13 protein-coding genes are annotated in these 14,405 nt (G+C 63.4%); 3 read left to right on the top strand and 10 right to left on the bottom strand.

Annotated features, from left to right (window positions below; genetic code table 11):
• Window positions 1–8: 8 nt before the first annotated feature.
• The 4 genes from G9C83_RS14685 to glyA form a co-directional block, all read right to left on the bottom strand.
• Window positions 9–710, bottom strand: coding sequence for a hypothetical protein (locus tag G9C83_RS14685; protein WP_208288902.1), 702 nt, complete (start codon window positions 708–710; stop codon window positions 9–11).
• A gap of 58 nt (window positions 711–768) precedes the next feature.
• Window positions 769–1,479, bottom strand: a complete 711-nt coding sequence (locus G9C83_RS14680) for a DUF5058 family protein (RefSeq protein WP_167247292.1) — start codon at window positions 1,477–1,479, stop codon at window positions 769–771.
• Between the two features lie 378 nt (window positions 1,480–1,857).
• On the bottom strand, window positions 1,858–2,784 hold the full coding sequence (lipA, locus tag G9C83_RS14675; protein ID WP_167247290.1) for a lipoyl synthase: 927 nt from the start codon (window positions 2,782–2,784) through the stop codon (window positions 1,858–1,860).
• A gap of 23 nt (window positions 2,785–2,807) precedes the next feature.
• Window positions 2,808–4,058 (bottom strand): serine hydroxymethyltransferase, encoded by a 1,251-nt coding sequence (gene glyA, locus G9C83_RS14670; RefSeq protein WP_167247288.1) that lies wholly within the window; start codon window positions 4,056–4,058, stop codon window positions 2,808–2,810.
• 110 nt (window positions 4,059–4,168) lie between these two features.
• Between glyA and G9C83_RS14665 the strand changes: the two genes are divergently transcribed.
• Window positions 4,169–4,546, top strand: a complete 378-nt coding sequence (locus tag G9C83_RS14665; protein ID WP_167247286.1) for a Rid family detoxifying hydrolase — start codon at window positions 4,169–4,171, stop codon at window positions 4,544–4,546.
• Between the two features lie 162 nt (window positions 4,547–4,708).
• Here G9C83_RS14665 and lpdA read toward each other — a convergent pair whose 3' ends face one another.
• The 6 genes from lpdA to ilvA all read right to left on the bottom strand — a co-directional run bounded on the left by lpdA (window position 4,709) and on the right by ilvA (window position 11,915).
• The gene (gene lpdA, locus G9C83_RS14660; RefSeq protein WP_167247284.1) at window positions 4,709–6,127 is read right to left on the bottom strand and encodes a dihydrolipoyl dehydrogenase; all 1,419 of its coding nucleotides are present in this window, start codon (window positions 6,125–6,127) and stop codon (window positions 4,709–4,711) included.
• Window positions 6,128–6,272: 145 nt separating this feature from the next.
• The gene (gcvPB, locus tag G9C83_RS14655) at window positions 6,273–7,697 is read right to left on the bottom strand and encodes an aminomethyl-transferring glycine dehydrogenase subunit GcvPB (RefSeq protein WP_167247282.1); all 1,425 of its coding nucleotides are present in this window, start codon (window positions 7,695–7,697) and stop codon (window positions 6,273–6,275) included.
• Window positions 7,697–9,058, bottom strand: coding sequence for an aminomethyl-transferring glycine dehydrogenase subunit GcvPA (gene gcvPA / locus G9C83_RS14650; protein WP_167247280.1), 1,362 nt, complete (start codon window positions 9,056–9,058; stop codon window positions 7,697–7,699). The genes gcvPB and gcvPA overlap by 1 nt, the downstream gene beginning before the upstream one ends.
• An 18-nt stretch (window positions 9,059–9,076) precedes the next feature.
• On the bottom strand, window positions 9,077–9,460 hold the full coding sequence (gcvH, locus tag G9C83_RS14645) for a glycine cleavage system protein GcvH (protein WP_167247278.1): 384 nt from the start codon (window positions 9,458–9,460) through the stop codon (window positions 9,077–9,079).
• Window positions 9,461–9,487: 27 nt separating this feature from the next.
• Window positions 9,488–10,579: a glycine cleavage system aminomethyltransferase GcvT gene (gene gcvT, locus G9C83_RS14640; protein ID WP_167247276.1), complete on the bottom strand. Its 1,092-nt coding sequence runs from the start codon at window positions 10,577–10,579 to the stop codon at window positions 9,488–9,490.
• Window positions 10,580–10,694: 115 nt separating this feature from the next.
• Window positions 10,695–11,915: a threonine ammonia-lyase gene (gene ilvA, locus G9C83_RS14635; protein WP_167247705.1), complete on the bottom strand. Its 1,221-nt coding sequence runs from the start codon at window positions 11,913–11,915 to the stop codon at window positions 10,695–10,697.
• Window positions 11,916–12,293: 378 nt separating this feature from the next.
• Here ilvA and G9C83_RS14630 point away from each other — a divergent pair, with 378 nt between their 5' ends.
• Both G9C83_RS14630 and G9C83_RS14625 read left to right on the top strand, forming a co-directional pair.
• A complete protein-coding gene (locus G9C83_RS14630) occupies window positions 12,294–13,049 on the top strand; it encodes an IclR family transcriptional regulator (protein WP_167247274.1) in 756 nt (251 codons plus the stop codon).
• 676 nt (window positions 13,050–13,725) lie between these two features.
• On the top strand, window positions 13,726–14,405 hold a 680-nt coding region (locus G9C83_RS14625), incomplete at its 3' end, for a fumarylacetoacetate hydrolase family protein (RefSeq protein WP_167247272.1).

Genomic DNA, 14,405 nt, shown 5'->3' with positions numbered 1-14,405 from the left:
TAGGTGCGTTATTCGCTGGCCTCGTCTGGCGGTGAGATCATATCGTGGTGCCACATCCAGCGAGCGATGAGCGTCGTGCCGAACACGGAGACGATGATCACCGCGTACAGGGGGTAGCTCGGGAGGAAGGCTAGATAGCCGAACTCCAGTAGCACGGTCATGACTAGGGCGATCGTGAACCCGATCGCCGCAATCGACGGGTAGTCCCGCCCGAACTGAGCGAAGATGGCACCGAAGACTGCCGGGACGAGGTACGATTCGAGCGCGTTCCGCCACAGTTCGGGGAGTGCCTGGAACGCGGACACAAGTGCGACCGCTCCGATGCCCAGCATCACCGTGTTGACGAAGATGGAGGCAGCGATCGCCACCGTCGAGATGATACTCGCTTGCGGTGTCCCGGTCTCGACGTCCGACGCCTCCTGTGCCGCTGCGGCACAGGGTAAGCGCAGGTTCGAGATGTTCCCCGACAGGAACGCCATGTACGTCCCGGGGATACCTAGTACGGGGTAGTACGACAGCGGCTCGATGAACCAGGCCCACCCGAACGTGACCGCGACCGAAGCGAATGCGCCGACGATGGCCGCAGTCGGCGGTAAGATACCGAAGACGCCCAGCAACGCCACTGCTGGCCCCAGTGAGAGTGCAACTGCGAGCAGGTTCGTTCTCCGGCCCCACTTGTTGACGTAGGGTACGAAGCTGTCTTGGTACACGTCACGACTATCTGCTGCCTGAGACTCGCTGACTTGTTTGCCCTGTGGTTTAGCCATTTTACCACCAGCTCCCCACAGTTACTTGGATCGCCACACCGGCTAGCAGGCCGACGAACATCGCCGCACCGAGCGACCACTCTCTGATCCACTGGATGTCTCGGCTGTCGGCGACGTGCAACAGTGCGAGCATCGCGAGACCACCGACGGCGACGGCGCCGGTCTCCGGCGTTCCGGCCGTGACTTCCCCGCTCAGGAAGTACGCGAACGCTCCGAGCATCGCTGCAGCGCTGATAATCGGGATGAGTTTCTCGTTGCCGTTGCTGATTTTCGACCTGACAGTCTCCATGTGTCGGGTGCCGAACGCCGAGACGAGCAACCAACCCGTCCCACCGAGTGTCATCGCCCAGACTGCCGTCGCGTACGCTGTCTCTGAGATGCTCTCGTCCCCCAGGCTGTATCCGAACTGACTGAGGCCTAATTCGGCGGCCGGGAGTTCGAACGCGATCGATCCAATCACCGTGAGACGCATCCAGGCAACCGGACCGCCGACGGTCGCAATCAGCGCCAGCATTCCAGCTAACACCGCGATTGACGGGCCGATCGCCGAGATCACGCCCGTTTTGAACCCCGTTTTCAGTTTCTCCTCCGACAACCCCATCTCTTTCCCGTCCTTCCACGCGCGACGGAGGAAGATGGCGGCCTGCAACAGGACGACCATCACGACCGGCACCGTCGAGAGCCACAGCCATCGACTGTTGGCAACGTCCATGTACGCTGGTGCTACCGACACCAGGCTGTGCCATACCATAGCATTCGACTAATATATAAAATCAACATATATAATTATCGGTGACGGTTGACGACCGCAGTGGCGATCCGACCCGTCGTTATGCCGTGGACGCTGTCCACCACCTGGTAAAGGCTCGCCTCGCCAGTAACAGAGGAGATACGAGGCTACTTTTGGCTTCAGCACCGACAGACCGGTCCAAGCCGGGGTCTACCTGGCACATCGCGCCACCAACTCCGGAAACAGGCCGATGCACCGGTATCGAAACGTGGACGCCACGAAAACAGAGTTTCCAGACTTTCAGGCGTGGTACCGGGCAACTACTCTTCCGTTCGACTCGCCGACGTGGTCAGGGCGTGGTCACGACTCGGCCCGTGCAAGCTCGCGTGCCTGTTCGACAGTTTCCCCGTCGAGTACGGCGTCGACGAACAGTTCGCCGGCCTTGTACGACGACCGGACCATCGGGCCGGACGCGCAGTAGAGGAAGTCGAACTCCTCCTCGGCGACGCGGCGCCACGTCTCGAACTTCTGTGGATGGACGTAGTCCGCGACGTCCAGATGTGAGCGCGACGGCTGGAGGTACTGCCCCAGTGTCACGATATCTACGCCGACTTCACGAAGATCCGATAACGTCTGGTAGACTTCGTGGTCGTACTCGCCGACGCCCAGCATGACGCTCGTCTTCGTGTAGATGTCGGACTCACGGTCGACCTGGTCGAGTACGCTCAGGGACTGTTCGTAGCTCGCGCGGCGGTCCCGCACCGGGAACTGCCGGCGCTCGACGGTTTCGATGTTGTGTGCGATGACGTCCGGCCCCGCGTCGATGATCTCCCTGACAAGGTTGGGGTCCCCTTGGAAGTCCGGAATCAAGCACTCGACGCGAATCGACGGGTCGCGGTCCTTGATCTCCCGAATCGTCTGCGCGAAGTGGCTCGCGCCCTGGTCGCCGAGGTCGTCGCGGTCGACCGAGGTCAGGACGACGTAATCGAGTCCAATGTCGGCGACGGCGTCTGCGACGTTCGCGGGCTCGTCGGGATCTAAGGGCTCCATCCCACCGGTCTGGACGTCGCAGAAGTTACAGCCCCGCGAGCACCGGTCGCCCATCAGCATGAACGTCGCGGTACCCGGGCCGTCGCGACCGCTCCAGCACTCGCCCATGTTCGGACAGTTTGCCTCCTCACAGACCGTATGCAGATCCCGCTCCCGGAGTGACTGCTCGATGTCCGTGAAGCGCTCGCCGGACGGCGGCCGCATCTTCAGCCAGTCCGGCTTACGTGCCTGACTCATGGCGTTCGTCGGTCCGCTGACGGTCACTCATAGATCGGGTACTCGGCACAGAGTTTGTCCACGTCTGCCGCGACGTCCGCCGCCAGCTCGTCGTCGTCCGGGTTATCGAGGAGGTCGGCGATGTGCTGACCGACCGTCTCCATCTCCGACTCGGTGAACCCGCGCGTGGTCAGCGCAGGCGTCCCGACGCGGATGCCGCTAGTAACGAACGGCGACCGCGACTCGCCCGGAACAGTGTTCTTGTTGACCGTAATTCCGACGCTCTCGAGTCGCTCCTCGGCGTCCTTCCCGGTGATGTCCGGGTGCGACTCGCGCAGGTCGACGAGAAGGAGGTGCTTGTCGGTGCCATCGCTGACGAGCGACATCCCTCGGTCGGTGAACACCTCGCCGAGGGCCTTCGCGTTCGCGACGACCTGTTCGGCGTACTCGTCGAACTCGTCGGTGAGTGCTTCCCCGAACCCAGCGGCCTTCCCGGCGATGTTGTGCATCAACGGGCCACCCTGCGCACCGGGGAAGATCGCCTTGTCGATCGCCTCGGCGTGCTCCTCCGTTGTGAGAATCATCCCCCCGCGTCCAGCACGAATCGTCTTGTGCGTGCTCCCCGTCACGAAGTCGGCGTCCCCAACCGGATTCGTGTGGACACCACCAGCGATGAGTCCCGTGACGTGAGCGATATCCGCCATGTGGTACGCGTCGACAGCGTCTGCGACCTCGCCGATGCGCTCGTAGTCGAACTCTCGGGGGTACGCCGACGACCCGCTGACGACGAGATCAGGGTTGAACTCCTCGGCGTGGGAGGTGAGCTCGTCGTAGTCGATGTACCCGGTTTCCGGGTCGACGCCGTACTGTTCGACTTCGTAGTACTGTCCGGAGAAGTTGACGTGGTGTCCGTGCGAGAGGTGTCCGCCGTGCGTGAGGTCGAGTGAGAGGATCTTGTCGCCGGGGTCCAGCATCGCGAAGTAGACCGCCATGTTGGCCTGCGTTCCGCTGTGCGGCTGGACGTTCGCGTGTTCGGCGTCGAAGAGCTCTTTCGCCCGATCGATTGCCAGTTGTTCGACGGTATCGACGTGTTCGCAGCCACCGTAGTACCGCGCTCCCGGGTACCCCTCGGCGTACTTGTTGGTCAGTACCGAGCCCTGCGCCTCGAGGACGGCCTCCGAGACGTGGTTCTCCGACGCGATCATCTCCAGATTCTGTTCCTGCCGTTGTTCTTCTCCGTCGATCGCAGCGTGAACCTCTGGGTCCGTTGCCGATAGATTACCCTCCGGTAACATACGTCACCGCTTCCTTCTGTTAGCGTAAAAATCCTTGGGAAAGCAAGCCACACCGGGAGAACGGTCGGACTGCACCACGTTTTAAGTCAGTGTGGCAGCGTGATTGGGATATGGTGCGAACCATAGAGACAGCCGAAGCGCCAGCAGCCGTCGGTGCGTACAGCCAGGCGACTGCAACCGACGACCTCGTCTTCACCGCCGGACAGCTCCCTGCGACACCCGACGGTGAACTACTCGACGATGCGCCGATTTCCGAACAGACCGAACAAGCGCTCGACAACGTGGAGGCGGTGCTCGCCGAAGCCGGGCTGACGACGAGCGACGTCCTCAAAGTCAACGTCTTCCTCGACGATATCGACGACTTCGAGGAGATGAATACAGTGTACAGTGGCTACTTCGACGAGGCCCCGCCGGCCCGTAGCGCCGTCGGCGTCGACGAACTCCCGAAAGGCGTCGGCGTCGAGATCGAGGCCGTCGCCAGCCGGTAACGGAACCACTCCCGGCGGACTCCCGACCTCAATTCTACCGTTCTGGACGAGAGCGTGTAACTTCGACGGGTGGTAGTCCCGTAGCCCGCCAGACAGACGTGTTGTCGCATTGCAGCCCCGGCACACGATGTCGTCGTCGCTAGCGTGGCTAGGTGGCGGCAGTCATCGGTCGAAGGTGTGGATTGGGTGGCCGAGCGCGGATTCGGCCGCTTCCATAATCGCTTCAGAGAGGGTGGGATGCGCGTGGACGGTCGTCGCGACGTCCGAGAGCGTCAGCGCTTGTTCGACCGCCAGGCCGATTTCGGCGGTCAACTCGGACGCCTCCGGACCGACGATTTGCCCGCCGAGAATGGTCCCGGAACCGGCATCCGCGACGAGCTTCACAGACCCGGCTCGTTCGTCGGCCGCCAGCGCGCGGCCGCTCGCGCGGAACGGGAACTCACCTGTCGTCGGTTCGTATCCCCGTTCGCGTGCCTCGGCTTCGGTCAGCCCGACAGCCCCGATCTCGGGGTCGGTGAACACGACGCTCGGAACGGTGCCGACCGGGTCGGGCTCCGCGCCTGCAATCGCCTCGGCCGCGACGACGCCCGCAGCGGTGCCTTCGTGGGCGAGCATTGGTTCGCCCGCCACGTCACCGACGGCGAAGACGTGGTCGACGTTCGTCCGCCCGAATTCGTCCGTCTCGACGAACCCGTTCTCGTCGCACTCGACGGCGAGAGCGTCGATTCCGGCTGTATCAGAGACCGGTTCACGGCCGACTGCGACCAGTACTTTGTCGGCCGTGAACGATTCGACCGCATCCTCGTCCGTTCCGTCTTCGGCTGGTTCGGTCGTGATCCGTATCTGTCCGTCGTCGACCCGCTCCCAGTTAGACGCCACGCGACCGAACCGGAACGACAGCCCGAGCTTCTCCGCGCGCTTCGCCACCGGCTGGGTCAAGTCGTCCGCGTACCGGGGCAGCGGCGCGTCCAGCATCTCGACGACGGTCACGTCCGTCCCGAGCTTGGCGAACATCGTCGACAGCTCCATCCCGATGTAGCCGGCGCCGACGACAACCAGTTCGTCGGGGAGTGTATCGAGGTCCAGTGCCGCCTTCGCGTCCAGAATCGGGTCGTCGTCGAAGGAGAACCCCGGGAGTTCGATCGGGCTGCTGCCGGTGGCAACGATCGCGTGATCGAACGCGACCGTTTCCGCGTCACCGTTCCCGCCTGTCCTGATTTCCGCGCGGTGGTCTCCGACTAACCGGGCTGTCCCCTCGCGAAGCGTCACGCCGTTTGCCTTGCAGAGCTTCTCGACTCCCTTCGTGAGTCGGCGCACGACGCGGTCCTTCCAGCCCACGAGGCCTTCGAAGTCTACCGCGACGTCCGCCTCGATGCCGCGGTCCTCTCCGTTCCGAACCGCGTGAACGTCGTCGGCCGCGTCGATGAGCGCCTTCGAGGGAATGCAGCCGTGATTCAGACACGTTCCGCCGACGCCGCTCCGGTCGACGAGCGTGACCGTTTTGTCGAGCTGTCCCGCGCGGATGGCCGCGACGTAGCCCGCTGGACCGCCACCGATGACGAGTACATCTGTCTCTAGCATGAGTGTGCTACCCTCCCGAAACACTCTCGGCCGCCGCGTGTTAATTCTTCCCCGTCACGCCTTCGCTACCCGGAATAGCCGCAGTGCTACCGGAGGGCTGCGTCGAGCACTGGCACGACCGTTACCGGTCGCCCAGCCTGCCGCGTCACTCGAGGTCGTGCCAGGACAGCCGCGGATTCCGGGCTGCACTCGTCTGGTCGATGCGACCGGCCGCCGTCGACGATGGCGCGTCCGATAGTGACTGCTCGTCCTCGTCGGCCACCGCGTTGAACGCGTCCGCGAGCTGGTCGAGGGTGTCCTTGCTCTCCAGCTCTGTCGGCTCGGTCATGAGTGCCTCGGAGACGATCTCCGGCCACTTCGTCGTGGGCGGATGGACGCCGTAATCCAGCATCCGCTTGGCAAAGTCGGCGGCGTCCTGCTCGCCTGCGCTGGCGACGAACTCGTGGTGAAACGGACCGAACGGGACGTCTAGGTCGAGCTGTTCGGCGAGGTAGTTCGCGTTCAGCACCGCCTTCGAGCTCGTGTCCGCTAGCCCGTCGTCGCCGAGCCGTTCGATGTAGGCGTAGGCTTTCAACAGGACGAGCCAGTTCCCCATCGCGCCGTGGACCTTCCCGATGGAGTGTTCCGGCTCGTACAGCTCGTACTCGTCGCCGTCGTCCCCCACCTGCGGTGCGGGGAGGAAGTCGGCTAACTCCTCGGTGACGCCGATCGGTCCCGCGCCCGGGCCGCCGCCGCCGTGGGGCGTCGCGAACGTCTTGTGGAGGTTGAAGTGCATGATGTCGAAGCCCATATCGCCAGGCCGGGCCTGCCCCAGGAGCGCGTTGAGGTTCGCGCCGTCGTAGTACAGCAGGCCGCCGGCGTCGTGGACGACGTCCGCGATCTCCTCGATGTCGCGCTCGAAGAGCCCGAGCGTGTTCGGGTTCGTGAGCATCAGCGCCGCCGTGTCCTCACTGACGGCTGCCTCCAGGCTGTCGAGATCAACTCGTCCGTCGTCGCCCGGCGGGAGTTCGACCACGTCGTAGCCCGCCATCACCGCGCTCGCGAAGTTCGTCCCGTGGGCGCTCGCGGGAACAATCACTTCGCTACGGTCCCCCTCGCCGTTGTGCTCGTGGTACGCCCTGGCGACGAGGATACCCGTGAACTCGCCGGCAGCACCCGCCGGTGGCTGCAGCGTGACCGCATCCATCCCGCCGATCCGGCCCAGATAATCCTGCAGTTTCGCGTACACCGCGAGCGTGCCCTGCGTGCTCTCGGCCGACCGGTCCGGATGCACGGCCGCGTCGGGAAGTGCAGCGACTTCCTCAGTGAACTTGGGGTTGTACTTCATCGTACACGAGCCGAGCGGGAACGGCCCGTTCTCGACGCCGTAGTTCATCTGAGAGAGCCGCGTGTAGTGGCGCGCGATCTCGGGCTCCGATAGTTCCGGGAGCGTCACGGAGTCTCGCGTCACGTCATCGGGCAGCGACGACCGCTCTTGGACGTCGACTGTCCGTTCGTTCTTCTCCGCGAGCAGGGGCTCGTACCGGGGGCCGTCCGTCTCGCTCCAGACGGCCTGTTCGTAGCGCTGCATCAGGCGACCACCTCCTCAACGGCGTCCACGAACTCGCTGCACTCGTGGCGGTTTGTGTCAGTGACACAGACCTGGACGTGGTGTTCGTCGACGGCGTGTACCGCGAATCCTTCAGCCTCGAGGCCGGCGGCGACCTGCTCGGCGTCCCGGTGCGTCTCCATCAGGAACTCGCGGAAGTGGTGGCGGTCGTGGACCGGTGCAGTGACACCCTCAATGTCGTCGACCTCGGCGGCCAGTTCGCGCGGGAGTTGGACGCACTCCTCGGCCAGGTCGACCAGCCCGGTCGTGCCGAGCCAGGCGACGTGAATCGCGGTCCGCAACGCGACCCACGCCTGGTTCGTGCAGATGTTCGACGTCGCGCGCTCCTTCCGGATGTGCTGTTCCCGGGTCTGCAGGGTCAACGTGTACGCGCGCCTGTCGTCTGTGTCCTCACTGGCGCCGACGAGTCGGCCCGGGACCTGTCGGAGATAGTCCTCTCGGGTCGCGAACAGTCCAAGTCCCAGTCCGTAGGCCGACGACAGTCCCAGGACGCTCGCGTCCCCGACGACGACGTCGGCGCCGACGGCGGCCGGCTCTTCGAGCAGCGCGAGCGCGACCGGGTCGGTGCCCAGACAGAACAGCGCGTCGTGCTCGTCGGCGACGTCGCCGACTGCCGCGAGGTCCTCCTGGATGGTGCCGACAGCGGTGGGATTCTCGGCGTACACCATCACCGTCTCGTCGGTGACGTGGTCGGCGAGGGCTTCCTGATCGGTGATTCCGTCCTCGGTTGGGTACGTCGCAACCGTCATGTCGTTCCCGGTGAGGTAGTTCTCGAGAACCGACAGCCGCTCCTCACGAACCAGGTCCGAGACCAGCACCTCCGAACCGCTCGTCCCCCGGACGCGGTCGGCGAGCAGCGCTGCCTCACCCAGCGCCGTCGCCGCGTCGTACATCGAACAGTTTGCCACCTCGAGGCCAGTCAGTTCGGCGAGCATCGACTGGTACTCGAACAAGGCCTGCAGGAACCCCTGCGCGACCTCGGGCTGGTACTGTGTGTACGACGTGAGGAACTCCGATCGTGACGAGAGGTCGTCGACGACAGAGGGAACGTAGTGATTGTACCGTCCCCGGCCGAGAAACTCGGTGAGCTGTTCGTTCTGCGCAAGCGTGTCCGAGACGTCACGGACCACCGCCTGCTCCGACGACGCCTCGATCCCGAACGAGCCGTCGAACCGAACTGATGGCGGAACGTCGAACAGGTCGTCGACGGATTCGGCGCCGATGACGTCGAGCATCGCTTCGACGTCAGCTGCCGTGTGCGGTGCGTACGGGCTGCCTCCGGACTGACGCTCGCTTCTCGTGTTCTGGGTTTGCTGTGACATTGTTGGTCGTCCGGGCAACTACTCGATTTGTTCGCGGTACTCGGCGGCCGACAGGAGCGAGTCCGTGTCGAAGTCCTCGTCGAGCTCCAGTTCGACGAGCCAGCCGTCGCCGTACGGGTCGTCGTTGACGAGTTCGGGCTCGTCCCCGACCGCCTCGTTACCGGCCACGACGGCCCCAGCAACTGGAGTGTAGACGTCGGACACGGCCTTGATACTCTCGATGACTGCGAGCTCGTCGCCTTCGTCGAGTTCGGCGTCGGTCGCTGGCAGTTCCACGAAGACGATGTCACCGAGTTCGTCCTGTGCGAAGTCGGTGATGCCGATTCTCGCTGTGTCGCCGTCCGGGTCGATCCACTCGTGCGATTCAGTGTAGTACAGTCCGTCAGGTACGTCAAATGCCATTGGTTGGTGTTGTGAGTCGCTGGTCGTTTATTCGCGGTGCTCCTGGAGGAACCGGTGGCTGACGACCGTCGCTGCCGCCGACCGGTCGCGTACCTCGACGGCCAGCGAGGTCCCTTCGTCGGCGTACGCGGCGTCCACGTAGCCGAGGGCGATCGGAACCTCGAGCGTCGGGCTCATCGTCCCGCTGGTCACGTGGCCGACCTGTTCGCCGTCGTGCAGAATCGGATACCCGTGACGGGGGACGGCGCGTTCGTCCAGTTCCAGGCCGACGAGTAGCTCGTCCGGGTCGGCGGCATCCTGAAGCGCCGCCTGGCCGACGAAGAACGACTTCGAATCGTCGACCACGAAGCTCAGCCGCGTCTCGTAGGGTGTCCGTGGTTCGTCCTCGACGTGGAAGTCCTGCCCGGAGAGTAACAGCCCGGCCTCCAGCCTGAGCGTGTCACGCGCACCGAGCCCACAGGCCTGCACGTCGTCGAACGCGTCCCAGACAGCTTTGGAGTCGTCGGTGTCGAAAATCAACTCGAAGCCGTCCTCGCCGGTGTAACCGGTTCGGGCGGCGAGACAGTCGGCGCCGTTGATCGTCGTGTCGCGCGCGCTAAACCGGGACACGTCCTCGAGGGGGTCGGTCGCGGCCGTCTGGACGGCTTCGACCGCGTCCGGGCCCTGGACAGCGAACATCCCGAGTTCGCCGGTGCGGTTCGTGACGGTCGCCTCGAGGTCGTGTGCCGCCGCGTGGTCGGTCCAGCGGTCGGCCATCGCCTCGTCGTTCCCGGCGTTGGGAACGAAGAGGTACTCCTCGCCGTCGGGTTGGAAGTAGACGACGGTGTCGTCGATGATCGTCCCGTCTTCGGAGAGGATACAGGCGTACTGGGCGTCGCCCGGGTCGAGCTCGGTCACGTCGTTGGTCGTGAGCCGGTTCGTCAGTTCGGTGGCGTCCGGTCCGCCGACCGTGACTTCGCCCATGTGGCTAACATCGAAGATGCCAGCCGAGTCGCGGACTGCCGCGTGCTCGGTTCGAATCGAGTCGAACGAGACCGGCATGTCCCAGCCGCCGAAGTCGGTGAAGTCGGCACCGGACTGCAAATGCGTCTCGTGGAGAGGTGGCTTTCTGGTCGACACGCTTCGAATGCTCGTCTGGAACAGTATATAGCTTGTCGTGGGGACAATCCCGACTGCGTCACACTAGGTAACGACGCGAACTCCGTGGTTCGTCCGTGAGACGCCACACCGTATGTCAGTTGAGGCGGGAGACTTCGTAGTCTGCGTCTTCGATCGCTTGGATGATGCGGCGAGTGTGTCGATTGCCGCTAGTCTCGATCCGGATGTCGAGGTACGCCTCGCCGACTTTCAGTTCGTCGACGGCGCGCTCGTGGTTGACTGATCGGATGTTTGCGTTCTCATTGGCGATGATGCTCGCGATGTCCCCCATCTTGCCGGGCTCGTCGATGATCCGGACCCGGAGCTGGACGAGTTGCTGCCGGTAGGTGAGTTCGTGTGTGAGCGTCCGCTGGAGCATCGTCGCGCTGAGGTTCCCCCCGCTGAGCACCGGTACTATCGTCTCGTCGGTGACGTCGACGTAGTCGTTCAGGAGTGCCGCGACGGTCGCGGCACCCGCTCCTTCGACCATCTGTTTGGTGCGTTCGAGGAGGTAGCGGATGCTATGTGCGATCTCCGTGTCTGAGACCGTCACTACCTCGTCGACGTGCTGGTCGATGAGGTCGTACGTGAGTTCCGAGATGCCGCCCGTAGCGATTCCGTCGGCGATCGTCTGGACCGAGTCGATTGTCTGAGGGGCACCCTTCTGGAGGCTCTGTGGGACAGTCGCCGCGTCTTCGGCCTGAACCCCGACGACGCGCACGGATGGCGCTCGTTCCGCAATGGCTTTCGAGACGCCGCCGATGAGTCCGCCGCCGCCGATCGGTACAACGACCGTGTCGGCGTCTGGGACCTGGTCGAGAATCTCGAGACCAAGTGTCCCTTGGCCAGCGACGATGTCGGGGTCGTCGTAGGCGTGTACGAAGACGGCGTTCTCGTCGACCAGTGATTGGGCGTGGTTCATCGCCGCCTGGAAGTTCTGGCCGTGGAGTTCGACGTCGGCACCGTAGCCCCGCGTCGCGTCGATCTTCGACTGTGGCGCGTTCGTCGGCATGACGATGGTGGCGTCAAGGCCCGTCTTCGCCGCGGCGAGCGCGACGCCTTGGGCGTGGTTGCCAGCGCTGGCGGCAATCGCCCGTTCGGCAGTCTGCTCGTCGTCTTCTTCGATTTGGGAGAGTTTGTTGTAGGCTCCCCGGGTCTTGAACGAGCCCGTTCGCTGAAGATGTTCCATTTTCAGGAACACTCGGCCGTCAGTGTCGTGGTCTAGCGTCCGACTCGTTTCGATCGGTGTTTCTCTAGCAACCGATTCGTCGTCGATGCGGTCTTGGGCTCGCTGAATGGCTTCGAATTCGATGGACATAGTTCTCCTGAGCGGACGGGTACCTTCCAACCGGGTTGGGCGGGATACCGATCCGGAAGTACCGATGTTCATTCTATTCGCTCGCTGTGATTTATAGATACTGGTGGCCGGGACAGCGCCCTCGAGAGCGCTGTACACAGCATAATTCGAAATGTGGGGAAGAACGCTCTGTTCGGCCACGCAGGGTGACCCGTTCGGGCCTTCCGGTCGAATGACAGACGAGCGTATCTGACTGAATGTTTGTATCCGAGGGGTGTTCTCGACGATATCAGCCAAGAAATAAACATTTATTCATGTTCTATCGGTGATTGTTTTCCCCATACTGGAAATTACGTCGGCCGGACGGAGATTTAAGGGTCTCGCTGGGTAGACGTACGTATGGACCGCGAAAACGACGGCGAGTGGCGGAAGACCACGGCGATGTCGCTGCGCATCGTCGACGCCATCGAAGAGCTCGGCGGTGCAACGCTCTCGGAGATCGCCGACCACATGAGCCTCTCATCGAGCACGCTGTACACCCACCTCAACACCCTGGAGGAGTTCGGGTACGTCACCAAGGCCGGTGACGAATATCATCTCGGACTGAATCTTTTCCATCTTGGGGAAATCGCTCGCTACCGCGACGACCGATACCGGTTAGCGAAAGAGAAGGCGTTCGAGCTCGCAGACGTGACGAACGAGGAGGTCAACTTCGCCGTCGAGGAGAACGGTCGCAGCATCATTCTCTTCGACGAGACCAACAACCCCGCGAGCGAAGGGTATCAGGTCGGCCGCTACTTCTACATGCACAACTCGGCCAGCGGCAAAGCCATGCTCGCCGAGTTCGACGAGGAGCGTCGCGAAGCGGTTCTGGACCGGTGGGGACTGCCACAGGAGACGGAGAACACCATCGTCGACCGAGACGAACTCCGCGCCGAACTCGCACGGACCCGAGAGCGTGGGTACGCTGTCAACGACCAGGAGGCGCTGGAGGGGCTCCGTTCAGTGGCCGTCCCGGTCGACGACCCGGACGGTGGCGTATTCGGATCACTGGACGTCTCCGGCCCACCGTATCGGCTTCCGCCGGACGAGGAACTCGCCGGCCTGCTCCAAGACGTCGTCGATGAACTCGAAGCTTCGATAGCCACGAAGTAGGGGCCAACACGACAGTCGCGTGGACGGCAACTGTCGCACCGCTCTCTGATCCTGAGTCCGGTTTCCGTACGGCGGGTCTGTTGGTGAGTCTGGTCGAGCGTCGCGAAGGCGCGCGTTCCGACTGTCAGCGGTCCGGAAGCGCGCGAAGTTGTTCCCGCTACGGCTGTCCGACTCTACCTCTCCCAGACACTGGCTTACAACTGTATGGATGTAATCCCCAGCGACACACTCTACTTCGATAATACCGAACTAGCTTCCCCTGGAGCGATATCGACCATCGGCGTACAGGCCCCGGAAGTTCCGGATTCGGAGGGGTAATCGGCGGGTTTTCACTCGAATATTCTGTAAAACGACGCCACGAACTAGCCAGTCCCGCCACTCAGACGCTGGTCGCCCCAATTTCCAAGGAGTCAGCTTCGAGTTCCTAATCCCATTCGCTTCGGTTATGTGAAATCCCACTCTTCTAACCCGACAGCGTACCGCCGGCACTCCTAACCAGCCACGCCAGAGTCAGGACAATCCGGTATCCACAGCGGCCCCTGTGACGTCGAACTAGTCGAAGTATCGTTCACATCGGTTCGCGACGATGGGACCGCCAACTGGTCCAAACCCCGTCAGTAGTAACGCTCGGCCGGGAGTCCGATGATTTATGGGGATGCTCGCCCCAGCATGACACATGCGATTTGTTCGCTTCAACGAGGACCGCCTGGGCGTGCTCACCGACGACGACGGCGTCGTCGACCTGACCGACCGACTCGGCATCGATGCCGCCGACCCGCTCGTCGAGTACATCAACGGCGACTACGACGCCAGCCAGTACGCCGACGAAGACCCTGATTACGACCGCAGTGAGGTCGACCTCGGCTCCCCCGTCGAACGCCCCGGCAAGGTTATCGCCGCACCCCTGAACTACGAAAACCACATCGAGGAGGCCCTCGCCGACCGCGACATCACCACCGAGGAGTGGTTCAGCATCGAGGACAAAGGCTACTTCCTCAAAGCGCCGTCGAGCGTCGTCGGCCCCGACCACGGCGTCGAGTTGCCGTTCTCGGACCGCCGCGTCGACCACGAAATCGAACTCGCATTCGTCATGGAAGACGACGTCAAAGACGTCGACGCCGAGGACGCCTGGGAGCACATCTTCGGGTACACGATTCTCCTTGACATCTCCGTGCGCGGCGACCAGGACCGCTCGAACCGCAAATCCTACGACACCTTCACCGTCATCGGCCCCGCTGTCGTCACCGCCGACGAGATTGACGACCCCCAGGACCTCCAGATGGAACTCGAACTGAACGGCGACCGCAAGCAGTACGAGAACACCGGCGACATGGTCTACACCTGCGCGGACGTCGT

It is taken from the genome of Halobacterium sp. R2-5, assembly GCF_011734195.1.
GTDB lineage: Archaea > Halobacteriota > Halobacteria > Halobacteriales > Halobacteriaceae > Halobacterium.
The sequence above is the reverse complement of the archived record's forward strand: the minus strand, read 5'-3'. Positions and strand labels throughout refer to the sequence as shown.